This is a genomic window from Bacteroides thetaiotaomicron VPI-5482, assembly GCF_000011065.1.
In the GTDB taxonomy this organism is placed as follows: domain Bacteria; phylum Bacteroidota; class Bacteroidia; order Bacteroidales; family Bacteroidaceae; genus Bacteroides; species Bacteroides thetaiotaomicron.
In genome coordinates, this window is sequence record NC_004663.1 from 4960623 (window position 1) to 4978371 (window position 17749).

At 44.5% G+C, this 17749-nt stretch carries 15 protein-coding genes and 1 pseudogene; 8 read left to right on the forward strand and 8 right to left on the reverse strand.

From position 1 onward, the window contains the following. Window positions 1-8 precede the first annotated feature (8 nt). From BT_RS19215 to rodA, 7 genes and pseudogenes are all read left to right on the forward strand, one after another. A pseudogene (locus tag BT_RS19215) lies at window positions 9-2046 on the forward strand (M13 family metallopeptidase). Between the two features lie 151 nt (window positions 2047-2197). Continuing rightward, on the forward strand, window positions 2198-3721 hold the full coding sequence (gene purH, locus BT_RS19220; protein ID WP_008762746.1) for a bifunctional phosphoribosylaminoimidazolecarboxamide formyltransferase/IMP cyclohydrolase: 1524 nt from the start codon (window positions 2198-2200) through the stop codon (window positions 3719-3721). Between the two features lie 107 nt (window positions 3722-3828). Then, entirely contained in the window at window positions 3829-4851 is a 1023-nt protein-coding gene (locus BT_RS19225) for a rod shape-determining protein (RefSeq protein ID WP_008762747.1), read from the forward strand. Window positions 4852-4870: 19 nt separating this feature from the next. Beyond that, window positions 4871-5713, forward strand: a complete 843-nt coding sequence (gene mreC, locus BT_RS19230) for a rod shape-determining protein MreC (RefSeq protein WP_008766925.1) — start codon at window positions 4871-4873, stop codon at window positions 5711-5713. Continuing rightward, window positions 5713-6210, forward strand: coding sequence for a rod shape-determining protein MreD (mreD, locus tag BT_RS19235; RefSeq protein WP_008762749.1), 498 nt, complete (start codon window positions 5713-5715; stop codon window positions 6208-6210). The genes mreC and mreD overlap by 1 nt, the downstream gene beginning before the upstream one ends. A 2-nt stretch (window positions 6211-6212) precedes the next feature. Continuing rightward, complete coding sequence (gene mrdA / locus BT_RS19240) at window positions 6213-8075, forward strand: penicillin-binding protein 2 (protein ID WP_008762750.1); 1863 nt, start codon at window positions 6213-6215, stop codon at window positions 8073-8075. Then, window positions 8056-9513 carry a rod shape-determining protein RodA gene (rodA, locus tag BT_RS19245; RefSeq protein WP_008766924.1) on the forward strand — a complete coding sequence of 486 codons (1458 nt, stop codon included), beginning with the start codon at window positions 8056-8058 and terminating at the stop codon, window positions 9511-9513. The genes mrdA and rodA overlap by 20 nt, the downstream gene beginning before the upstream one ends. 1 nt (window position 9514) lies before the next feature. On the opposite strand, the gene gldH is transcribed toward rodA, so the two are convergent. The 6 genes from gldH to BT_RS19275 form a co-directional block, all read right to left on the reverse strand. Next, on the reverse strand, window positions 9515-9994 hold the full coding sequence (gldH, locus tag BT_RS19250; RefSeq protein WP_008766923.1) for a gliding motility lipoprotein GldH: 480 nt from the start codon (window positions 9992-9994) through the stop codon (window positions 9515-9517). After that, window positions 9972-11567 (reverse strand): regulatory iron-sulfur-containing complex subunit RicT, encoded by a 1596-nt coding sequence (gene ricT / locus BT_RS19255; RefSeq protein ID WP_008766922.1) that lies wholly within the window; start codon window positions 11565-11567, stop codon window positions 9972-9974. The genes gldH and ricT overlap by 23 nt, the downstream gene beginning before the upstream one ends. A 14-nt stretch (window positions 11568-11581) precedes the next feature. Next, window positions 11582-12706: an ATP-binding protein gene (locus BT_RS19260; protein ID WP_011108989.1), complete on the reverse strand. Its 1125-nt coding sequence runs from the start codon at window positions 12704-12706 to the stop codon at window positions 11582-11584. Window position 12707: 1 nt separating this feature from the next. Continuing rightward, the gene (gene metF, locus BT_RS19265) at window positions 12708-13661 is read right to left on the reverse strand and encodes a methylenetetrahydrofolate reductase [NAD(P)H] (RefSeq protein ID WP_008766920.1); all 954 of its coding nucleotides are present in this window, start codon (window positions 13659-13661) and stop codon (window positions 12708-12710) included. A gap of 156 nt (window positions 13662-13817) precedes the next feature. Beyond that, window positions 13818-14348: a hypothetical protein gene (locus BT_RS19270; protein WP_008766919.1), complete on the reverse strand. Its 531-nt coding sequence runs from the start codon at window positions 14346-14348 to the stop codon at window positions 13818-13820. 252 nt (window positions 14349-14600) lie between these two features. After that, on the reverse strand, window positions 14601-15113 hold the full coding sequence (locus BT_RS19275; protein ID WP_008762757.1) for a ferritin-like domain-containing protein: 513 nt from the start codon (window positions 15111-15113) through the stop codon (window positions 14601-14603). Window positions 15114-15284: 171 nt separating this feature from the next. Between BT_RS19275 and BT_RS19280 the strand changes: the two genes are divergently transcribed. Then, window positions 15285-15440 carry a hypothetical protein gene (locus BT_RS19280; protein WP_008766918.1) on the forward strand — a complete coding sequence of 52 codons (156 nt, stop codon included), beginning with the start codon at window positions 15285-15287 and terminating at the stop codon, window positions 15438-15440. Between the two features lie 679 nt (window positions 15441-16119). Here the strand turns inward: BT_RS19280 and BT_RS19285 are convergent. After that, window positions 16120-17004, reverse strand: coding sequence for an IS3 family transposase (locus tag BT_RS19285; RefSeq protein ID WP_008764101.1), 885 nt, complete (start codon window positions 17002-17004; stop codon window positions 16120-16122). A gap of 8 nt (window positions 17005-17012) precedes the next feature. After that, entirely contained in the window at window positions 17013-17396 is a 384-nt protein-coding gene (locus BT_RS19290) for a transposase (protein ID WP_008763908.1), read from the reverse strand. Window positions 17397-17749: the final 353 nt, after the last annotated feature.

Sequence of the window (17749 nt, forward strand, 5' to 3'; positions counted from 1 at the left end):
TATATAATATGAAAGTAACCAAGTATTTACCAATTCTTGCCGTATGCCTTATGACAACAGGATGTAATAGCAAGAAAGAGGCCGTACTAACGTCCGGTATCGACCTTGCTAATCTGGATACCACGGCAATGCCGGGTACAAGTTTTTATCAGTATGCCTGCGGTGGGTGGATTGAAAGTCATCCGCTGACAGACGAGTATTCACGCTTCGGCTCTTTCGATATGCTTCACGAGAAAAGCCGCGAACAGTTGAAAGAACTGATTGCAGAACTGGCTGCAAAGAAAGACAACGCTCCGGGCAGTGCTGCCCAGAAAGTGGGTGATCTTTATAACATCGCTATGGACAGCGTGAAGCTGAACAAAGAAGGAGCAGCTCCGATCAAAGAAGAAATGGCGGCTATCGATGCGCTCAAAGATAAAGAAGAGATTTACACTTACATTGCCGAAAGTCAGAAGAAAGGAATACGTCCTTACTTTACCATGTTTGTTAGTGCGGATGATATGAACAGCTCTATGAACATGGTTCAGACCTATCAGGGCGGTCTCGGAATGGGACAGCGTGATTACTATCTGGAGAATGACGAGCAGACAAAGAGTATCCGCGATAAATATAAGGAGCACCTCGTTAAAATGTTCCAGTTGGCCGGCCTATGACGAAGCTACCGCACAGAAAGCAATGGTGGCTGTGATGAACATCGAAACACGTCTTGCCAAAGCTGCCCGTTCACAAGTAGAATTGCGTGATCCGCATGCCAACTATAATAAGATGGATATGGAAACGCTGAAAAAGAACTTCCCTACTTTCAACTGGGATGCTTATTTCACTACTTCGGGACTGAATGACTTGAAAGAAGTGAATATCGGTCAGCCTGCAGCCATGAAGGAAGTTGCCGATGTTATTAATACAGTGCCTCTTGAAGACCAGAAGTTCTATCTTCAATGGAATCTGATCGATGCCGCAGCCTCTTTCCTTAGTGATGATTTCGTAGCACAAAACTTCGACTTCTATAGTAGAACAATGTCTGGCAAGAAAGAAATGCAGCCTCGCTGGAAACGTGCGGTAAGCACTGTAGACGGCTCTTTGGGTGAAGTAGTAGGACAGATGTATGTCGAGAAATACTTCCCTGCCGCTGCCAAAGAACGTATGGTTGGATTGGTGAAGAATTTGCAGACTTCTCTGGGCGAACGCATCAAAGCGCTGGAATGGATGAGCGAACCGACAAAGGTGAAAGCATTAGAGAAACTGGCTACTTTCCATGTAAAGATCGGTTACCCGGATAAATGGAAAGATTACTCTGCTCTGGAGATCAAAGACGACTCTTATTGGGCAAATATCGAGCGTGCCAGCCAATGGGACTTCAATGACATGATCGCGAAAGCCGGTAAGCCGGTCGACAAGGACGAATGGTTGATGACACCTCAGACAGTAAATGCTTACTATAACCCGACAACCAACGAAATCTGTTTCCCAGCCGCTATCCTGCAGGCTCCGTTCTTTGATATGAACGCTGACGATGCGATGAACTATGGTGCTATCGGTGTGGTAATCGGCCATGAAATGACTCACGGATTCGACGATCAGGGTCGTCAATACGACAAGGATGGTAACCTGAAAGACTGGTGGACAGAAGAAGATGCTAAAAAGTTCGAGGAACGTGCTCAAGTGATGGTTAACTTCTTTGACAGCATAGAAGTGGCTCCCGGTGTACATGCAAACGGTGAACTTACTTTGGGAGAGAACATTGCCGACCACGGTGGCTTGCAGGTTTCTTTCGCGGCTTTCAAGAAAGCAATGGAAACAGCACCGCTGGAAGTTGTTGACGGATTTACTCCCGAACAACGTTTCTTCCTTGCTTATGCTAATGTATGGGCCGGACACATCCGCCCGGAAGAGATTCTCCGACTGACCAAACTCGATCCTCACTCTTTAGGAAAATGGCGTGTGGACGGAGCATTGCCTCATATCCAGAACTGGTACGAAGCATTCAATATCACAGAACATGATCCTATGTTCGTAGCGAAGGATAAACGAGTGTCTATCTGGTAATATATTTTGATTAGAAGCTCTATGTGCGAAGGAGCGTTGACTTTCCAACAGGAACAGTCAACGCTTTTTTTTATTAATTCACACCTTATTTATTACGTACGATAAACAATATTTCGTAACTTTGCGCATCAAATACTTAATAAGCAATTCAATGTCAGAGTCTAAAAGAATAAAAACTGCATTGGTATCTGTATACCATAAGGAAGGTTTGGATGAAATTATTACCAAACTTTACGAAGAAGGAGTCGAGTTTCTCTCAACAGGTGGAACTCGTCAGTTTATTGAATCACTAGGATATCCCTGTAAGGCAGTGGAAGATTTGACCACTTATCCTTCCATCCTTGGTGGTAGAGTGAAGACATTACATCCGAAGATTTTCGGAGGTATCCTTTGCCGTCGTGACCTGGAACAGGATATTCAACAGATTGAAAAGTATGAAATCCCCGAAATAGATTTGGTTATTGTCGACCTGTATCCGTTTGAAGCTACCGTAGCTTCCGGCGCATCCGAAGCAGACATCATTGAAAAAATCGATATAGGTGGAATCTCTTTGATTCGTGCTGCTGCCAAGAACTATAACGATGTCATCATCGTGGCTTCTCAGGCACAATATAAGCCATTGCTGGATATGCTGATGGAACATGGCGCTACTTCTTCACTCGAAGAACGTCGCTGGATGGCAAAAGAAGCGTTTGCCGTTTCTTCTCACTACGACTCAGCTATCTTCAATTATTTCGATGCCGGCGAAGGTTCTGCTTTCCGTTGTTCGGTAAACAACCAGAAGCAACTCCGTTACGGTGAAAACCCTCATCAGAAAGGTTATTTCTACGGAAATCTGGACGCCATGTTCGATCAGATTCACGGTAAGGAAATCTCTTATAACAACTTGCTGGACATCAATGCTGCCGTCGATCTGATCGACGAATACGAAGATTTGACTTTCGCTATCCTGAAACATAATAATGCTTGCGGCCTGGCTTCTCGTCCAACTGTACTGGAAGCATGGACAGACGCGTTGGCCGGTGATCCCGTTTCCGCTTTCGGAGGCGTATTGATTACTAACGGAGTGATTGACAAAGCAGCAGCTGAAGAGATCAACAAGATATTCTTCGAAGTGATTATCGCGCCGGACTATGACGTAGACGCGCTCGAGATTTTGGGACAGAAAAAGAACCGCATCATCCTGGTTCGCAAAGAAGCCAAACTGCCTAAGAAACAGTTCCGTGCTTTGTTGAACGGTGTATTGGTGCAGGACAAAGATATGAATATTGAAACGGTTGCCGATCTGAGAACTGTGACAGACAAAGCTCCTACTCCGGAAGAAGTGGAAGATCTGTTGTTTGCCAACAAGATCGTTAAGAACAGTAAATCAAACGCTATCGTGCTGGCAAAAGGCAAACAGCTTCTTGCAAGCGGTGTGGGACAGACTTCACGGGTAGACGCCTTGAAACAAGCGATTGAAAAAGCCAAATCATTCGGATTCGATCTGAACGGTGCGGTAATGGCTTCAGATGCTTTCTTCCCCTTCCCGGATTGCGTAGAAATAGCAGACAAAGAAGGTATTACGGCAGTCATCCAGCCGGGCGGCTCGGTGAAAGACGATCTTACTTTTGCTTACTGCAACGAGCACGGTATGGCGATGGTGACCACCGGTATCCGTCATTTTAAACATTAAAAACAGGTATTGAGTATTAGGTATTAAGTATTAACCTTGCGGATAAGGCAGTCTACTTTATACCTAATATTTAATACCTAATACTTAATACTTAATACTTTATATTAATGGGATTATTCTCTTTTACACAAGAAATAGCGATGGACTTGGGGACAGCCAATACCATCATCATCACAAACGGGAAAATTGTGGTGGATGAGCCTTCGGTTGTGGCCTTGGATCGCCGTACAGATAAGATGATCGCCGTTGGGGAAAAGGCGAAGTTGATGCACGAAAAGACCCACGAAAATATACGTACTATTCGTCCGTTGAGGGATGGAGTGATCGCCGACTTCTATGCTTGCGAGCAAATGATGCGCGGTTTGATTAAGCAGGTAAATACTCGTAATCACTTGTTTTCGCCGTCACTTCGTATGGTGATCGGTGTACCGTCGGGAAGTACGGAAGTAGAACTCCGTGCCGTTCGTGACTCAGCCGAGCATGCCGGTGGGCGTGACGTCTATCTGATATTCGAACCGATGGCTGCGGCAATCGGTATCGGTATTGATGTAGAAGCGCCCGAAGGAAACATGATCGTGGATATAGGTGGTGGGTCTACGGAAATTGCCGTTATCTCTTTGGGAGGTATCGTTTCCAACAACTCTATCCGTATCGCCGGTGATGATCTGACTGCGGATATCCAGGAATACATGAGCCGTCAGCATAATGTGAAAGTCAGCGAACGTATGGCAGAACGTATTAAGATCAACGTAGGTGCCGCACTGACCGAGCTTGGCGATGACGCTCCGGAAGATTACATCGTTCATGGACCGAACCGTATCACAGCTCTTCCGATGGAAGTGCCCGTATGTTATCAGGAAGTGGCTCACTGTCTGGAGAAATCCATCTCCAAGGTTGAAACAGCCATCTTGAGTGCATTGGAAAATACGCCGCCCGAACTGTATGCGGATATTGTACACAACGGTATTTATCTTGCCGGTGGTGGTGCATTGCTTCGCGGACTGGACAAGCGTTTGACAGATAAAATTAACATACCTTTCCACATTGCTGAAGATCCTTTGCACGCAGTAGCCAAAGGTACGGGTGTGGCATTAAAGAATGTAGACCGTTTCTCTTTCTTGATGAGATAAATAATACGGATCATTATTCATGCGGAATTTAATAAACTTCCTTTTGAAATACAATTACTGGTTCCTCTTCATCGTATTAGAGGTAGCCAGTTTTGTTTTGTTATTTCGGTTCAACAACTATCAGCAGAGTACTTTTTTTACATCTGCCAATGTCGTTGTGGGGGCAGTTTATGAAGTTTCGGGAGGAATAAGCTCTTATTTCCATCTCAAATCGGTCAACGCAGACTTGCTGGATCGTAATATGGTGCTCGAACAGCAGATCACTAATCTGGAAAAGGCGTTGCGGGAGCATCAGGTTGATTCGGTCACTGTAAACAGCATCAAGGAGATACCTCTGACAGATTATCAGTTGTTCAAGGCACACGTCATTAAGAACAGTCTGAATCAGGCGGATAATTATATAACGCTCGATCAGGGTTCTTCTTCCGGCATCCGTCCCGAAATGGGAGTGGTGGACGGAAACGGAATAGTGGGCATTGTCTATGAAACCTCCTCTTCGTATTCACTCGTGATTTCGGTATTGAACAGCAAGTCAAATATTAGTTGCAAGATTGTCGGAAGTGACTACTTTGGTTATCTGAAGTGGGAGCATGGAGATTCCCGTTATGCGTATCTGAAAGATTTGCCTCGTCATGCAGAGTTTAATCTGGGTGATACGGTGGTGACAAGCGGCTTCTCTACCGTATTCCCTGAAGGAATCATGGTAGGAACAGTCGATGATATGTCCGACTCGCACGACGGATTGTCTTATTTGCTGAAAATCAAGTTGGCTACCGATTTCGGCAAGGTGAGTGATGTGCGGGTGATAGCCCGGAACGGTCAGCAGGAACAGAAAGAACTGGAAAATAAGGCTGTGAAATAATGATAATTACCTATATACATAGAATCGGATGGTTTATCGGGCTGGTACTTCTTCAGGTACTGATCCTGAATAACGTACATATTGCCGGATATGCTACTCCCTTTCTCTACATTTACTTTATACTGAAATTCGCTTCCGGAACTTCCCGGAATGAGTTGATGTTGTGGGCTTTCTTCTTCGGACTAACCATTGATATCTTTGCCGATACTCCGGGGATGAATGCTGCGGCAACCGTGCTGCTGGCTTTCCTTCGTCCGTCCTTGCTGCGCCTGTTTACTCCGCGTGACAATCTGGACAGTATCATCCCTTCTTTCAAGAGCATGGGCATCACTCCTTTCCTGAAATATACCACGGCAAGTGTTTTTGTCCATAGCCTGGCATTACTCAGCATTGAGTTCTTCTCATTTACCAGCATCTGGCTGTTGTTATTGCGGGTGATTTCGTGCACCCTTCTGACTTTAACCTGCATTCTTGCTGTAGAAGGAATAAGGAGATAGGAATGGCAAAAGACTATAGATTAGAAAAGCGGAAATTTGTTATCGGGGGGATTGCTTTAACTATTGTGTTGATTTATCTGATACGCCTCTTTGTATTGCAGATAACGACAGACGACTACAAGAAGAATGCCGACAGCAATGCTTTCCTGAATAAAATTCAATATCCCTCACGGGGTGCTATTTACGACCGTAACGGCAAACTGCTGGTATTCAACCAGCCGGCCTATGACATCACTCTTGTCCCGAAAGAGGTCGAAAATCTGGATACACTCGATTTATGTGAGTCGTTGGGCATTACTCGTGCTCAGTTCCTTAAGATCATGAGTGATATGAGAGACCGCCGCCGCAATCCGGGATATTCCCGATATACCAACCAGCTGTTCATGTCACAACTCTCTGCGGAGGAGTGCGGTGTCTTCCAGGAGAAACTGTTCAAGTTTCCCGGTTTTTATATTCAGCGGCGTACGATCCGGCAATATTCATACAATGCTGCCGCCCATGCTTTGGGGGATATCGGTGAGGTATCCGTTAAAGATATGGAGGCGGATGAAGAGGGATACTACATCCGCGGAGATTATGTAGGAAAACTGGGAGTTGAAAGATCGTACGAGAAATACCTGCGTGGAGAAAAGGGAGTAGAGATTCTGTTGCGCGATGCGCATGGACGTATCCAGGGACGTTATATGGACGGAGAGTATGACCGTCCTTCCATTCCGGGCAAGAATCTGACTCTGAGTCTCGACATCGATTTGCAGATATTAGGCGAACGGTTATTGAAAAATAAGATTGGAAGTATCGTAGCTATCGAACCGGAAACCGGAGAAATCCTTTGTCTGGTTTCTTCTCCGAATTATGATCCGCATCTGATGATTGGTCGTCAGCGTGGCAAGAACCATCTGATGCTGCAACGCGATAAACAGAAACCGTTGCTCAATCGTGCGTTGATGGGAGTCTATCCTCCGGGGTCAACTTTCAAGACGGCACAGGGACTGACCTTCCTGCAAGAAGGAATCATTACCGAGCAAAGTCCTTCTTTCCCCTGTTCTCGTGGTTTCCATTATGGGCGTCTGACAGTGGGATGTCATGCTCACGGCTCACCTTTGCCATTGATTCCGGCTATTGCGACTTCTTGCAACTCCTATTTCTGTTGGGGGCTGTTCCGTATGTTCGGCGATCGCAAGTACGGTTCACCGCAGAATGCCATCACAGTCTGGAAAGATCACATGGTTTCTCAGGGATTCGGCTATAAGTTAGGAGTTGATTTGCCCGGAGAGAAACGGGGCTTGATACCGAACGCGCAATTTTATGACAAGGCTTATCGTGGACACTGGAACGGACTGACGGTCATCAGTATCTCCATCGGACAAGGTGAAATTCTGTCTACCCCTCTTCAGATAGCTAACTTAGGGGCAACGATTGCCAATCGCGGACATTTTACAACACCACATATTGTGAAGGAAATTCAGGATGCGCAGTTGGATAGCATTTATCGACATCCACGCAACACAACCATAGAGCGAAGACATTATGAATCTGTGGTAGAAGGAATGCGTGCTGCTGCCACCGGAGGTACTTGCCGTATGCTGTCCGTGATGGTGCCGGAACTTGAAGCCTGCGGAAAGACAGGAACAGCGCAGAATCGCGGACATGACCATTCGGTGTTTATGGGCTTTGCTCCGATGAACCAGCCTAAGATCGCCATTGCCGTATATGTAGAGAATGGAGGTTGGGGAGCGACTTATGGAGTGCCGATCGGTGCATTGATGATGGAACAATATATGAAAGGGAAGTTGTCGCCCGAGAATGAGTTAAGAGCAGAAGAAATCAGTAACAGAATCATTTTATATGGTAACGAGGAACGATAGTTTGTGGAAAACACTGGATTGGGTAACGATTGGTATCTATCTGCTTTTGATTGTCGGCGGATGGTTCAGCGTTTGCGGTGCCAGCTATGACTATGGCGATCGTGACTTCTTTGATTTCTCTACCCGTGCCGGAAAGCAGTTTGTATGGATTATCTGCTCCTTTGGTCTGGGATTTGTTTTGCTGATGCTGGAAGACCGGATGTATGATATGTTCGCGTACATTATATATGTAGGGATGATTGTGCTGCTTATTGTTACCATCTTTATCGCACCGGATACGAAAGGGTCGCGTTCGTGGCTGGTGATGGGGCCGGTCAGCTTGCAACCCGCCGAGTTTGCCAAGTTTGCTACGGCACTGGCGCTGGCGAAATATATGAACTCATACTCATTCAGCATAAAGAAAGAAAAGTGTGCCTTCGTCTTGGGCTTTATCATTCTTCTTCCGATGCTCCTGATTATCGGACAGCGGGAGACGGGGTCGGCATTAGTTTATCTTGCCTTCTTTTTGGTGCTTTATCGGGAAGGAATGCCCGGTGTAGTGCTTTTTGCCGGTTTGTGTGCAGTGATTTACTTTGTTGTCGGCATCCGTTTTGACGAGGTCTTTATTGCCGATACTCCCACACCGTTGGGCGAATTTATCGTGTTGTTATTGATTCTGTTGTTTGCCGGAGGAATGGTATGGGTGTACCCCAAAAAGTGGGAACCCACACGGAACATTATCGGAGGAAGCCTGATCATTCTGCTTATCGCATATTTAATATCGGAATACGGAATACACTTTAGTCTGGTATGGGTGCAATGGGGGCTTTGTGTTCTTGTGATAGGTTATCTGCTCTATCTGGCATTGAGAGAGCGTCAACGTTCCTATTTCCTGATTGCTCTGTTTGCCATTGGCTCTATCGGCTTCCTGTATTCCAGTAACTACGTATTTGATAATATCTTGGAATCCCATCAGCAAATCCGCATCAAGGTTGTACTCGGTATGGAAGAAGACCTGACGGGAGCGGGATATAATGTCAATCAGTCAAAGATAGCCATCGGTTCCGGTGGATTGACTGGAAAAGGCTTTCTGAATGGCACACAGACGAAACTGAAATATGTGCCCGAACAAGATACTGACTTTATCTTCTGCACAGTGGGAGAGGAGCAGGGATTTGTCGGTTCGGCTGCTGTCCTGTTGGCTTTCCTTATATTGATTCTGAGACTGATTGCTTTATCCGAGCGGCAGACTTCCATTTTTGCACGTGTCTATGGTTATTCCGTTGTCAGTATCTTCCTTTTCCATCTTTTTATTAATGTCGGGATGGTGCTTGGGCTGACTCCGGTCATTGGTATTCCTTTACCGTTCTTCAGTTACGGAGGTTCTTCCTTGTGGGGATTCACCATTTTATTGTTTATCTTCCTGAGGCTGGATGCCGGAAGAGGCAGAAGGCTTTAATCTATTCTCCTTGTTTTTCAATCCGGATACCGACGTCATTGAGTCCGGTTAATTTCTCATCCTGCATTCCGTGCACAATCTTAACTGTGTAGTTTCCGGGATGCAGCGGGCGGACAGATTTGACAAAAACTGCTGTTTGATAGATACTTCCCCACCCATTGCCTGTCCATCTTCCTGTGGAATCAGCCAGGTTGACCGCTATCGTGTCAGTGCGCCATACTGTGGAGTCGAGCAGATTCTCATGAATGAATAAGTAAAGGTTGCGGTAAGGGTATTCACTTCTGTTGCGAACTTCCGCAAATAATCTGAGTGTACCAGGAATACTGTCCGTAACAGGACACTGAAAAGAGAGTGTATCACTCTTTCCCCATCCCTCATTGGGCAGGGACTGGTAGGAGTGATACACGGTATTTTCATTACAGGCTGCCATGAGGCAGGCACCGAATAAACAAAATAAGCTATTCCTGAGCAGGCTTTTCATTATTTTGCGGTTTCTCTTGATTCGAATTTCTTTCAGGTCTGGGAATACGTTCCTGGTTGGGTTGTCTTCCTTGTTCCTGCGGGCGTTCCTGATTTTGAGGACGTTCCTGTTTGGGTTGCCGTTCTCTATTCTGCGGACGCTCTTGATTACGTTCTTGATTGCGTTCCTGATTTACCGGACGCTCTTGATTTTGTGAACGCTCTTGATTCTGCGGACGGTTCGGATTCTGTGGACGTTCCTGATTCTGTCCTCTTTCCGGACGTCTGTTCTCATTATTCCGTCCTTGATTCTGTCCTCTGTTCCGGTTATTATTGTTATTGTTTCTCGGACGATTTTCTCTGTCTCCTCTTTCTCCTCTGTTGCCGTTCTCTGACGGTTGGGGACGATTCTCGTTCTCCCCCCTCTGAGGTTGCTGCGGACGATTTCCACTTTCGGCCTGTGCCTGCGGGCGGTTGTCATTATTTCCTTTTCTCTTCTTCTTGTTCCGGTTACCGTTGTTTCCGTCCTTATTATTTCGGTTACGGTCGAAGCGGGTGAGGCTTTCCTGTTCCAGCAAGTCAATCGGCTTTTTGGATTCTTGCTTCACTTCAGCTTCGAGCAGACTATCCGGTTTCATTCCTTTCTTGTTCATGGCAATTACCTCAAAGGCACGTTTTCCACTGATTGTTACCAGATTGGCGGGGAAGTTCTTGTCCGTAGAGTAAGAAACATGATTACTCAGAATATCAGCCTTGAAGAAGTAGAAAGTGCCGTCCTTTGTTTCCAGTTCGATTTCTTTGGAAGGGAGGCGCTTCTGAGCTTCCACATAGCAGTCCACCTCATAGTTGAGACAACACTTTAACTTTGCGCACTGTCCGGCAAGCTTTTGAGGATTCAGTGAAATGTCCTGAAAGCGGGCGGCACTTGTAGATACCGATACAAAGCTCGTCATCCAAGTAGCGCAGCAAAGCTCCCGTCCGCAAGGACCGATACCTCCGATACGTCCTGCTTCCTGTCGTGCACCGATTTGTTTCATTTCAATACGGACACGGAAAGCTTCGGCAAGTACCTTAATCAGTTGGCGGAAGTCCACACGTTCGTCAGCAATGTAGTAGAAGATGGCCTTATTGCCGTCGCCCTGATATTCCACATCACCGATTTTCATATCCAGGTTCAGGTTCAGTGCGATCTGGCGGGCACGGATCATGGTCGCATGTTCCTTTGCTTTCGCTTCGTTGAATTTCTCCATATCCACCGGTTTTGCTTTCCGGTAGATTCTCTTTATTTCAACATCAGTCTTGAAGTTGGCCTTCTTCATTTGCAGCGGGACGAGTCTTCCCGTCAGGGTCACGACGCCGATGTCATGGCCCGGAGCAGCTTCTACGGCAACGATGTCTCCCTTTTCCAGTTTGATCTTATTGCTGTTGCGGTAATAGCCTTTTCGGGTGTTTTTAAATTGCACTTCCACCATATCACACTCTTCCGCGTTGCCTGGTATGTCTGCCAGCCAATCGTAAGTGTTCAGTTTCTTATCTTGTCGGGAGCATCCTTTGCAGCAAAGACCGCCGCTCCCATTATGAAGCTTATATTCCATAGTTTATATATTTATTATTGCTTCAACAGTACGATCATCTTCAGAGAGAAGTCGAAAAATACCATCTTGGCATTTACATTTTGTTCTATATGCAGTTGCGCTTCGCTTAGTTCATCCATGATGCCTATTACGTTCCTTTCGTTGACGAAAGGAGCAAAGCGAGAGGCGAAATTCTGTTCGTTGATTGTCATGTATGTCAGATCACGCTGATGGAGATTGAATATAAAGTTTTCGCGGATCATGCGCTGGCAGTATTCCAGAAAGTTCTTCTGGCGTTCACGTCCCATGCCGGCAACCTGTTCGCTCCAGAGCTTCATTTCCCTGATTTTCCGTTGATAGGACAATCGCATCAGGCTGACAAATAAGTCGAAGAAGAGCTGATTCTCTTCATTCAGATGAATAGTTTCCAGTGCTTTGATAAAGTTCCCGTTTGCCAGATGGGCAATGGAAAGGCTGTCGGCAGGCTGGATACCGTATTTGGACTGCAATACGCGGTCGATGGCCGGTTCGTCTATTTTTCGCACGTTCATGCGTTGAGTACGGCTCAGAATAGTAGGCAGAATCATTTCCGGAGCTTCCGATACGAGCAGGAAGATAGTTTTCTCAGGTGGCTCTTCGAGCAATTTCAATAATTTGTTGGCACATACCGGATACATCTTTTCGGGCAACCAGAGAATCGTGATCTTGAATCCTCCTTCGCTCGATTTGAGGCTGAGTTTCTTCAGGATTTCATCGCTCTCTTTTGCGTAGATGATGGCCTGTGCATTCTCGGCATCCATTTCTCTCAGCCAGTGATTCAGGTTGAAGTACGGATTCTTCAGAACGAATGGTCTCCAGTCGGCGATATAGTCGTCGCACACTTCCCGTTTTCCTTTAGAACTTTTCACGATGGGGAATACGAAATGTACGTCCGGATGTACCAGTTTATTGAATTTCACACACGACGGACATACTCCGCAGGCATCCGTCTCACCCCGGTTGGTGCAACTGATGTAGCGGGCATAAGCGATAGCCAGCGGCATCTTACCGACTCCTTCGGGGCCACAGATCAGTTGGGCATGCGGTATGCGCCCTTCACTCACTTCCTGAATGAGTCGTTGCTTGATTTCTTCTTGTCCGATTACGTCTCTGAAAAACATATCAATAAATGATTTTAGCCACTTCTTTGATACTGTCCACTGCTCCGATGGAGTAGAAGTGGATGCTTGGCACTCCATGTGCCATTAACTCTTTGCATTGGGCGACACACCATTCGATACCAACCTGTTCGGCTTCCTTGTCGTTCTTGCATTTCAAAGCCTCCTTGACCAAATCTTCCGGCAAGTCTACTTTGAATGTCTTGGGCACCATGCTGAGTTGAGATAACTTCTTGAATGGCTTGATGCCCGGAATGATAGGTACATTGATACCTGCTGCCTTCGCTTGCTCTACAAATTCGAAGTATTTCTTATTGTCGTAGAATAACTGTGTCACAGCATATTCCGCACCTGCTTCTACTTTCTTTTTCAGCCAGAAGAGATCGGATTCGATGTTGGGAGCCTCCTCGTGCTTCTCCGGATAGCAAGCCACACCGTAGGAGAACGGGCTGTTGGTTACTTTCATCTCCGAACCGTCTACAAAGATTCCCTTATTGAAGTTATTGATTTGCTCCTGCAACTCGATAGCATGATGGTATCCGTCGCCCTCGGGAGTGAATACTGATTCATGTTTGGCCTTATCTCCCCGAAGTACCAGCAGATCGGTGATATTGAGGAATTGCAGGTCGAGCAGTACATATTCGGTTTCTTCACGGGTGAAGCCGCTGCACAGTATGTGCGGAACCACCGTTATATTATACTTGTTCTGGATAGCGGCAGCTACGGCAACAGTCCCCGGGCGTCTTCTCAGCCGGTTTCGCTGGAAAAGTCCGTTGCCCAGATCCTTATATACGTATTCGCTGCGATGCGTGGTGATATTGATATATTTCGGATCAAACTCCCGAAGGGTATCGACAGTCTGATACAGCTTTTCGATGCCTGTACCTTTCAGTGGAGGAAGGATTTCGAAAGAGAAAGCTGTTTTTTCGCTGTTATGTATTAAATCAATTACTCTCATTCTTTTTCGTTGATGTTCGTTGTCTACTTGAATTAAAAGTGCATATTGGGACAAAAATACGAAAAAAGAAAGATTTCTTCTTGATTTGTTTGAAAATAGTTTGGTTTTTATCGCACTATTACATAAAAGTGGGGATGGATAAAATAAAACGGACCCTTATTTAGAGTGTTCCAGGAAATTCTCCAGAGCGGCGATCTTGTCATTCCGCAGATATTGCATATCCATGACCGGAATGTAGCTGTAAGGGATAAACTGTAACAATCTCACTGCTGCGAATTTCTTGTCAGCCGACATGAGGACATCCAGCCGAAGATTTCCGCCTGTTCCTTTCTCAATATTGATATTGTTAGAAAAATTGCCTGATTCGATCATTTCTTTCAATGGTTCAAGGTATTTCAGATTGAAAGAATAGTTCTTCTCTTTGACCACGCTTTTAGTCAGCAGATATCTCATTTCCCTGGAACGGAATTTAAGTTGGTATATGCCAAGCAGACAGAGTAATATATTGCCGATAAGATATAATATGCTATCTAAAGAAATGCCGTCCATAATGAGGAGGATCGCTTCAGGTAAGTGACATAATCCTATTAATAAAACAATAACTCCGATGATTGTTTTTTTTACGTTGAATCGTTGTCTGATATCCTGATTGGATGAACTATCAGTTCTTGATAATTGATTTGCCATAGTCTTTTCTTTTTATACTCTTTATACCTATTTTCTATGCACTTATGATTAAGTGTGGTTGCAAATGTAGGAGGAATCAACTGAAATGCGGTGTTCCATTCAGGACGAAAATTGTTCAAAAGGAGACTAAAGGAGTATAAACTTCGGGGTCGTTTTCGCATATATTTGTGAAAAAAGGCAATCTTGAAGAGAGAATGTTTTGATATTCTCTTTTTAAGACTGCCTTTCGCTCATTCTCTGACGAGTCGGAAATTACTTGTCGAGAAATGATTTTTTCATTCTGGCAATGTCAGTCAGGTAATCCTGAAGATCTTGTTCATGCTCTTCTTCTTCAGCAAGGATATGCTTGGCAATGTCGCAAGTAGTGAAATCTTTTCCATTGGTAAAGTCAGCAATTTCCTGATAACGCAGTATTGCGCAACGCTCAGAAGCTACATTATCTTTTAGCAGACTTACAGAATCAAACCCTTGGGGAGCATCATATTTGCATCTTGCCAGTTCGAACCATTTCTTCGGGTCCAATACGGGTACTCCTTCCAGTTCGATAATGCGGTCGGCAAGCAGTTGCGCATGTCTGCGTTCTTCTTCCGCATGTTCTTCGAATTCGCCTTGTACATCTGCACGCATGGCGCCTTCTACTACTAATGCACCTACCCAGTATTGGTAATATGCCAACCATTCTTCGGACAATGCTGCATTCAACTGTGAAATCAAGCTTTCTACATCAAGCTTTCCTTGTAAGATTTTTACGCTTTCTCTAGCCATAATTTAAAAGTTTAGGTTACTATATTCAAGTCGGGTATGTAACAGACGGGAGATGTTTTTGTTTGAGAGTTAGCAGTGATTTAACAGTGATTTTATATATGCATGGTATGCAAGCGTTGAAATGAGATTTCTCCTGTAATATATAAGTGTACAAGATAGAAAAATGCCAATATGGCAGATAGATTGATTGATTTAGGGGTGGATGTTCGTGTGCCATTTGGTATTCTTTTTTTTGTGTTCGGTAACCGGGAATGCTTGCTTCATGCTGAATCAAGCACAACCGGTTTGCTAAGACAAATGATTGAAGCATCAATAGCAGGCAAATAATAAGAGTAGATTCAAGGCGAGTATATTTTCTGCTTACTATGAATTAAACACGTGTTTTGCTCCCATGCTCTCACTTTTTGCTTGTATCGTCTTATTCATCGTTGTTACAGCTGTTGTAGCAAGTGTTGTAGCAGTGTGGGAGCAGGCATTTGCTCTCACTCTATATCCATGCTTTAATACACTTTTTACTTGATGTTGTGGTTTGATATTCAGCGTGTTAATGTCTGATAGCCCCTCTTTTGTTGTCTGTACTGTATTGGATTTAGTTGACAACCTCGATGAAGCGTTAGTTTCCTCGGAGGAAACGGCAGTTCCCTTTAAAAGGAACGGTCGTTTCCATTAAAAGGAACGCCCGTTCCCTCACCGGGAAACGACAGTTTCCATTCCAAGAAATGATAGGAAACTATAAGTTATTGATGTGTACTGGTTTTAGTTGACAACTTCGTTTGTTATAACTGAATTAGTTTACTCAATATACTTTAATATCTAAATAGGTTTACTTTTGTTATTCTTATTCCTATGTTAGTTGTCTTTTGTTGGTGCTTGCAAATTTATGCATCTTCCTTTATTTACGCAAGCCTTCTTCAGGAAAATGTAATGTTGCCAACAACCAAAAACTCTTCGGTCGGGGATCGCCCTAGCGGCAAGGGGCGGGACCACCCGTCCCGACGAGCGGGTATTATGCTGTTAATCCTCCCGTTTCGCTGACCACTTCCATAGGTGTCCTCATGTTTATCCCTTGATGAGGCCGCACATGATTATATACATATACAGCATCTTCAATGCGCTTGCTTACTTGCTCGAAGCTCTCATCATCACAGTCGAATAGCCAACCGTTTTTAATGGTGTTGTTCATTCTTTCAGCCAATGCATTATGTAAAGGATCACCACACTGCGTCATACTGATGTTGATTTGATGCTCTTTAAGCCTCTCTACATATTTATTTGAGCAATATTGGACACCCCGGTCGGAATGATGAATAAGAGTGCTCATGTCTATGTGATACTTCTCATAGAATGATATTGCCATCTCCAAAGCTTTCAAGGGCCCCTCCGTCTCAAGAGTTTTGTAAAGCGCATATCCCACGATGGCACGACTTGACGCATCGGTAAGCAACGAGAGGTAAGCCCAGCCCTGACCGGTGTTTACGTAGGTTATATCCGCCACTACCATAGCGCCCAATCTTGTAGCGACAAATTTGGGTGCAACATTCAACAGATCGGGGTAGATATAGTAATTATGGTTCGAATTCGTTGTTTTAGGACGCTTGCGACTTGTACGTTGACACAAACCATTGGAGCGAAAAATGTCATAACAACGATCACGACCGATAACCATCTTTGGTCCAAACTTACTCACGCAGCAGGCGTATAACTCGCGCATACCAGCTTTGGGCATGAGTTCCAACAGTTCTTTGCAGTACAACACGATGCTTGTGGTAAGGATATCAACCTCCAAATGTCGGTTCACATGCTTGTAATAACCTTGTCGGGTTATGCCGAAGTAATCACAGAGGAACTTTATACAACCACGTTTGCGTCGGGATGAGTACCTCTGTGACAAGGTGTCGATTACTTGGCATCGGAGTTTTTTCGTACCTTGATATGATACGTGGATTCAGCAAGATTGATGAGTTCTTCGCACGCCTCGTGACGTAAACTCTCATCAGCAAGAGCCCGATGAAGTTTACGGTTCTCAGCACGCAATAGCGATAGTTCTTTCTGGAGCTCAGAAATACTAGAATCAATAGCATCGCTATTTACTGGTTTAGAGGATCTACCCATATCTTTGTCTTCTATTTGATACTTGTTAAGCCAATAAGTAAGAAGCTTGGCACAAAAGCCGTGACGCTTACAAAACTCAGATTTGCTCTCGGGACTTGATAAATACTCACGAATATAAGACATTCGTTCATCATCACTGTAATAGTTGTACTTCTTTTTCGAATATTTCATCTTTATTTTCGATTTTTGAAGTGTCAACTTATTCAGTACACTACATATTGATATCTAGCTGTATAGAGTACTATCGGTAATGCTATAGAGTTTATGTTCATGTCTTAACTGATTTGAATCATTTCAGTATAATTTTGATTCAACTACTGATTCACATTTTTAATTTTAAAATATGCAACAGGGTTATTTGTAGTTTAAGAAATAATTCATATCTTTACAAGACAGCATAATACTTTTGAAACTGAAAAAATAATTATTGCACATATTGATACTATCTGTGTTTTCAAGGGTTCAACGGAAAAATGGGAAAAGAATTTTTTATCCCCTCGTTTAACTTACTTGTTTGTTTTTTA

Bases quoted from the DNA above. Each gene is read 5' to 3' on its own strand.
- purH (WP_008762746.1), top strand. From the start codon at position 2,198: ATGTCAGAGTCTAAAAGAATAAAAACTGCATTGGTATCTGTATACCAT.
- BT_RS19225 (WP_008762747.1), top strand. From the start codon at position 3,829: ATGGGATTATTCTCTTTTACACAAGAAATAGCGATGGACTTGGGGACA.
- mreC (WP_008766925.1), top strand. From the start codon at position 4,871: ATGCGGAATTTAATAAACTTCCTTTTGAAATACAATTACTGGTTCCTC.
- mreD (WP_008762749.1), top strand. From the start codon at position 5,713: ATGATAATTACCTATATACATAGAATCGGATGGTTTATCGGGCTGGTA.
- mrdA (WP_008762750.1), top strand. From the start codon at position 6,213: ATGGCAAAAGACTATAGATTAGAAAAGCGGAAATTTGTTATCGGGGGG.
- rodA (WP_008766924.1), top strand. From the start codon at position 8,056: ATGGTAACGAGGAACGATAGTTTGTGGAAAACACTGGATTGGGTAACG.
- gldH (WP_008766923.1), bottom strand. From the start codon at position 9,994: ATGAAAAGCCTGCTCAGGAATAGCTTATTTTGTTTATTCGGTGCCTGC.
- ricT (WP_008766922.1), bottom strand. From the start codon at position 11,567: ATGGAATATAAGCTTCATAATGGGAGCGGCGGTCTTTGCTGCAAAGGA.
- BT_RS19260 (WP_011108989.1), bottom strand. From the start codon at position 12,706: ATGTTTTTCAGAGACGTAATCGGACAAGAAGAAATCAAGCAACGACTC.
- metF (WP_008766920.1), bottom strand. From the start codon at position 13,661: ATGAGAGTAATTGATTTAATACATAACAGCGAAAAAACAGCTTTCTCT.
- BT_RS19270 (WP_008766919.1), bottom strand. From the start codon at position 14,348: ATGGCAAATCAATTATCAAGAACTGATAGTTCATCCAATCAGGATATC.
- BT_RS19275 (WP_008762757.1), bottom strand. From the start codon at position 15,113: ATGGCTAGAGAAAGCGTAAAAATCTTACAAGGAAAGCTTGATGTAGAA.
- BT_RS19280 (WP_008766918.1), top strand. From the start codon at position 15,285: ATGGCAGATAGATTGATTGATTTAGGGGTGGATGTTCGTGTGCCATTT.
- BT_RS19290 (WP_008763908.1), bottom strand. From the start codon at position 17,396: ATGAAATATTCGAAAAAGAAGTACAACTATTACAGTGATGATGAACGA.